The sequence below is a fragment of the Waterburya sp. genome (assembly GCF_058530065.1).
This window is the reverse complement of record NZ_JBZNBU010000296.1, coordinates 1-5,126: the sequence shown is the minus strand read 5'-3', so window position 1 is coordinate 5,126 and position 5,126 is coordinate 1. Positions and strand designations below refer to the sequence as shown.

Here is a 5,126-nt window from a genome sequence, read left to right as displayed (position 1 = left end):
ACTTTGTCTGGCTAAATTAATTTCATAGTGAAGAATAGGTAGTGAGTAGTGTAGAGACGTTCCATGGAACGTCCGTACGAGTAGTGAGTAGTGAGTAGTGAGTAGTAACACCCAGTCCCGTCAAGCGGGATAATATCACCCAGTCACCTCGTCACCCCATCACCCCATCTTCCAAATGTGTAGCTAATTCTGCTTGGGTACTTATATGGTTAGCCTAGAATTACAACTAGAAGTTAACTTGAGTGCCAATTAACTGAAAAACATCAATTAAGAAAGAATTTTTGGTTTCAGAAGTAGAATTACTAGCTTCTGTTTCTGGCACAATGATTTTGGAAATGAAAGGTTTAAGGATTTCGGGTACATCGTCCGTAGCTGGAATCAGGCGATCGCTCGTTACCCTGGCAATACCTTCAATTTGTTTGACAGTTAAACCAAATAAGTTAAAATCGTCCGCCGTAGAATTTTCATTTTCATGGGAGGCGATTTTGACTACTATGGTTTGATATTGTCTTAAATTAATGGTTTCTGGGGGTAAACCCCCTAGATGAGCTAAATCCATTGCTAAAAAGACTTGGTTGCGAGAACTCATTAAACCAATTACATATTCGGGCAGATTAGGAATTGCGGTAATGCGATCGCCTGGAATAGTTAGAGATTCTTGAACGTACTTTAGCTCGATAGAACCTGAGATTTCATCGGTTAGCTGAAATCTCAGATAATAATCACCCTCCAGTTTATTGGTATTAAATAACTGGGGTAATAGTTCTTTCAGCCTATCTGTAGTTGTTAAACTGCTTGCCATTAACCTGCTACCGAACGAACTACTGCTTTAATTATTTCTTCTTTAGTAAAAGGTTTTACTAAATAAGCGACTACTCCTTGTTTTTTCGCCCATTTTTTATCCATATCCCGATCTTTTGTGGTACAAGCAATTACTGGTACTTCAGCAGTTTCGGGATTCTTTTTCAATTTGCGACAAAATTCTAAACCACTCATTTCAGGCATAACTAAATCAGTAATAACTAAGTCGGGAACTTGAGCGGAAGCTTTTGCCAATGCGTCATTTCCATTATCTGCGGTTACAACTCGAAATCCCTCTTGTTCTAAATATCCAGAAATCAAGTTTAATTGTGCTTGCAAATCGTCAACTACTAATACTGTTTTCATGGTACTTATTCCTCTAAGTAATGATTTTTTTGGTGTTAATTTGTCTGAGTAAATAGCTCAATAGAAAATAAAGCTATGCTATTATTTTGCTTTGAGATAAATATTGATTAACTACAGACAAAAGTTCTGATTGTGAGAATGGTTTGGTAAGATAGTCAGTCGCCCCTACCATTTTGGCTCTGGTTTTATCAATAAAACCAGTTCTACCCGAAACCATAATAATGGGTACTTTTTTGAGAGATGCACTTCCTCTAAAAAAGCTACATAGTTTATAACCATTAATATTAGGCATAGAAATATCCATTAGGATCAAATCTGGCTTAAGACGTAATAAAATTGGTGCGGCTTTTAAAGGGTCTTCTATTCTGGTTATTTCATACATTTCATCAGACAAAAATCGCTGCATTTCATCTAAAATAGTTGGACTATCATCGATACAAGCAACTTTATATTTTTGAGAAGAATTTTGATGAGAACCAGAACCAGAAGTTGAATTATCCCCAGGAATATTAGGTAAAATATCAAAAGGAGATTGAGGAGAACGCACAACAATTTCCCCTTTTTCAATTGCAGGATGAAGTAGGCGAGCAACCTTTAATTCATCTTGATTTAAAATTAAGGATAATTGACGAAAACTCAAACCTTTCAAAAATTTAGCTAGCTTGGATAAAATTGGCGTTGAAGACTCATTAATTGGTCGATTATTTTCTAAATAAGGACATTGATAGGGAGATGCAATGGAATTTCTCAACATCTGCCAATTTTTAATTTTCTCCTCTACTTTAGAAATTTCGTGGGCTAATTCTAAATGTTGAAAGCTTAATCTTGCTGCCAAAGCGTGTTGAGGAATATCAGCATTTTTATTCCATTTATAGTTTCCTTCCCTCAGCCATAGTAATGTTTCTAATGCTTCTAAACTCAAACTGGCACAAACTTTTTCTGCGTCAGCTTTATGAAGATGTTCCCGCAAGACCAACCAGTTAATCGAAGGAATTATTCTTCCTCCATCTAACCAACTTTGTGTTTGGGAAATATCTTCTGTACTAGATTTAGGAATAGATTTTGCTGCTGCTGCAGCATTTTGTAAACCCAAATAACGTAAATGATGATCTAGGGTAACCATCAATCGCTGTACGGAATTAGCAGCACATTTTAGTTTTCCATTTTCTATATAGATATTCCAAGTTACTCGACCGTTAGAAACTTGTAATCTTCCATTAATGTTTGAACCAGTGAAATCTTGTAATATTGTTACTGGATTTGAAATTTGACTCATAGAGAAAATTTAGGTCAAACCATAAGATTAAGTCTTATAGTCATTGTTCCCAAATTAATCGTGATTTCGATCGCGATTGATATTTTTTTATTACTAAAACTTATTGATTAAATTTGACAATGAGGACAAAAGTGTGACGAACGTCCTCCCAGTTTAATTTTTTCGATGGCAGTCCCACAAACGCGGCAAGGCTGTTCTTTTCTACCATATACTAAAGCCGAATCGCCATAATTACCACTAACTCCTAATAAATTGAGAAAATCACTAAAAGTCGTACCGCCTTTATCGATAGAAGTCTGCAACACTTCGACAATGGCGCAGTGGAGTTGGTTAATTTGCCCTGCTGTTAAATTAGCTGCAATGGTATCGGGCTTAATACCGCTCTTAAACAAAGCTTCGTCAGCATAAATATTACCAATCCCAGCCACAACTGCTTGATCTAATAACAGGGTTTTAATGTGACGGCGACGATTGTGGAGTTTATTTGTAAAGTATTTTACAGAAAAGTCGGAAGAAAAAGGTTCGGGACCTAGTTTTTTTAATCCTGTAATAATAGTTTCGATTTCTATTTCTGGGGGAACGTACCAAAATTTACCAAAAGTACGAGTATCCACAAATCTTAATTCGCGATCGCCTGGAAACCACAAACGAATGCGAGTATGTTTTTGTAAAGGATCGTCTTGTTGTACCCATAATAATTGTCCCGTCATCCGTAGATGTACTCCCAACCAGCCAGCAGAGGTTTGGGAATCTTCTTTTAACTGAGCCAAAAGATATTTTCCTCTTCTTTGCCAAAGTGCGATCGCTTTGCCTTTAATTCCCTGCCAAAACTCTTCTGTAGTATTGGGAGAGGCTAAAGTTCTGGGTAACAACACTTCTCCCCCTTGAATTGGCAAATCTAAAGTTAACTTATTCAGACCCCTGCGGACTGTCTCTACTTCTGGTAACTCTGGCAAAACTTTTTTCTAATTGTTGTACTCATTAGGATCTTATAGCAAAGTAATGAGTAATGAGTAATTAATCAATCACCCCGTCTCCCCTTCTCCCCGTCTCTCAGTCATCAATCGACTTCCGCTGCAAAACTCTTTAGAGGAGTAAATTCAAAAGGTCCTGCTACCGAACCCCAAACCAATTCATCGGTTTCTGGATCTCTGCCGCGATCGTAACTAATCAAGCGATCGCTTTTTAATTCAAAACTATTATCTAAATAGGTAACTTTGCCTTTGCGCTCGACAATACAAGCTTTTCCTGGTTTAATTTCTCCTTGAAAACTATTGCCAGTCCAGATTACATTCATATCGCAACCATCCATTTTGACAATGCGATCGCGAGTTAAAGTGCTTAAAAGTTCTAGATTGCGAGATGCGCCATAAAATTCTTCTTGGTCTTTGACTTTAAAATTTTCCAATTCAATGCGATCGTCTACTACTGTCAGTCTAATAACCCGCAAACGATAGGGAACATCGAGCATAAAATCATAAGCTTGTTCTAAGAATAAACTCGTCCCATCTAATAAATCCTTGGGCAAAGGACGCATACAAACTCGAATATGGGCGAAGAATGGCGGGTTGGCATAAGCTTGGGCTTGATTGCTAAAATCCGATGCCATCCAAGAAGCAAGAGTACTTATGTCTTGAGAATGAGTCATTGTCTAAGTGCTTATTTAATCGAGAGAAATTTATCATTTCTGATTTTAAAACTTATCAAGAGGTTTTTAGTTTTTTTCAATCTTGTTAATTATTGAAAGCTACGAAATCAGAAGAACGCAGTAAATCGCAAAAGTATCTTCATCTTAAATTTTCACAAGCTTATTCAAAAGTTAATTTTACAGCTTTTAAAGATCGAGTATTATTTTTGAATCTAATACACATAAAAATATTTTTTAAATCTTCAAAAGACTAACAATGTTCGATAATTTATCATCTTCTATTAATGGTTATAACAATCAAAATAATCTTCTTTTTATTGACTCTCAAATAAATAACTATTCGGATTTGGTTTTAGGAGTAGAAAACGCCGAAGTAGTAATCTTAGAACCAGATATCGATGGCATTGATTATATTACTAATATCTTGAGACAATCTGAGGACATCTCTAGCGTCCAAATCATTTCTCACGGCAATAGTGACTACCTTCAAATAGGGGGAACAGATCTAAATTTAGAGAACTTAGATAACTATCAATCCGAACTGCAAGAATGGTCGGAATATTTGGCTGAAGATGCTGATATTTTGCTTTTTGGTTCTCAAGTGGGCAGTAATTCAGAGTTAATTCAAAGTTTAAGTGAGATGACTCAAGCAGATGTAGCAGCTTCAACTGACTATACTGGCGATCGAGAACTTAATGGAAATTGGCAACTAGAAATCGAACTGGGAGAAATTGAATCTAAATTAGCGATAGATGAAACTGTCCTAGAAAGTTATGAATTTGTTTTAACTTTACCCAAAGTAGAATTGTTTTTAGAATTAGAAGTTGATGAAAATCAGAGCGATCGCTTTACCCAAAATGTCGCTTTCAATTCTGATGCTGTTGTTAATAATAATGGGATCGAGATTGATGCTTATATTTCAGAAGATTGGAACAATGGATATAAGTTAGAAGTAGATTTGACCGCAGAAACTAATGTGGAAGATTGGCAATTTGATTTCGATTTTGATCAAACTATTCGTGCGATTTATGGTGT

Annotated in this window: 6 protein-coding genes; 1 reads left to right on the top strand and 5 read right to left on the bottom strand. The window is 36.1% G+C overall.

Annotation, left to right across the window (positions count from 1 at the left end):
• Positions 1 to 226: 226 nt before the first annotated feature.
• The 5 genes from AC33VI_RS17785 to AC33VI_RS17765 all read right to left on the bottom strand — a co-directional run bounded on the left by AC33VI_RS17785 (position 227) and on the right by AC33VI_RS17765 (position 4,091).
• Positions 227 to 802 carry a chemotaxis protein CheW gene (locus AC33VI_RS17785; protein ID WP_491783600.1) on the bottom strand — a complete coding sequence of 192 codons (576 nt, stop codon included), beginning with the start codon at positions 800 to 802 and terminating at the stop codon, positions 227 to 229.
• Positions 802 to 1,167 (bottom strand): response regulator, encoded by a 366-nt coding sequence (locus AC33VI_RS17780; protein WP_491783599.1) that lies wholly within the window; start codon positions 1,165 to 1,167, stop codon positions 802 to 804. The genes AC33VI_RS17785 and AC33VI_RS17780 overlap by 1 nt, the downstream gene beginning before the upstream one ends.
• A gap of 73 nt (positions 1,168 to 1,240) precedes the next feature.
• Positions 1,241 to 2,443 (bottom strand): response regulator, encoded by a 1,203-nt coding sequence (locus AC33VI_RS17775; protein WP_491783598.1) that lies wholly within the window; start codon positions 2,441 to 2,443, stop codon positions 1,241 to 1,243.
• Positions 2,444 to 2,550: 107 nt separating this feature from the next.
• Positions 2,551 to 3,399, bottom strand: coding sequence for a DNA-formamidopyrimidine glycosylase (locus AC33VI_RS17770; RefSeq protein ID WP_491783597.1), 849 nt, complete (start codon positions 3,397 to 3,399; stop codon positions 2,551 to 2,553).
• A gap of 104 nt (positions 3,400 to 3,503) precedes the next feature.
• On the bottom strand, positions 3,504 to 4,091 hold the full coding sequence (locus AC33VI_RS17765; protein WP_491783596.1) for a chromophore lyase CpcT/CpeT: 588 nt from the start codon (positions 4,089 to 4,091) through the stop codon (positions 3,504 to 3,506).
• Between the two features lie 256 nt (positions 4,092 to 4,347).
• Between AC33VI_RS17765 and AC33VI_RS17760 the strand changes: the two genes are divergently transcribed.
• Positions 4,348 to 5,126: DUF4347 domain-containing protein (locus tag AC33VI_RS17760; RefSeq protein WP_491783595.1), on the top strand; the 779-nt coding region annotated here is incomplete at its 3' end.

What these genes read in the sequence shown, in the direction of transcription:
- AC33VI_RS17765 (WP_491783596.1), bottom strand. Translation starts at nt 4,091, where the DNA reads ATGACTCATTCTCAAGACATAAGTACTCTTGCTTCTTGGATGGCATCG.
- AC33VI_RS17775 (WP_491783598.1), bottom strand. Translation starts at nt 2,443, where the DNA reads ATGAGTCAAATTTCAAATCCAGTAACAATATTACAAGATTTCACTGGT.
- AC33VI_RS17785 (WP_491783600.1), bottom strand. Translation starts at nt 802, where the DNA reads ATGGCAAGCAGTTTAACAACTACAGATAGGCTGAAAGAACTATTACCC.
- AC33VI_RS17780 (WP_491783599.1), bottom strand. Translation starts at nt 1,167, where the DNA reads ATGAAAACAGTATTAGTAGTTGACGATTTGCAAGCACAATTAAACTTG.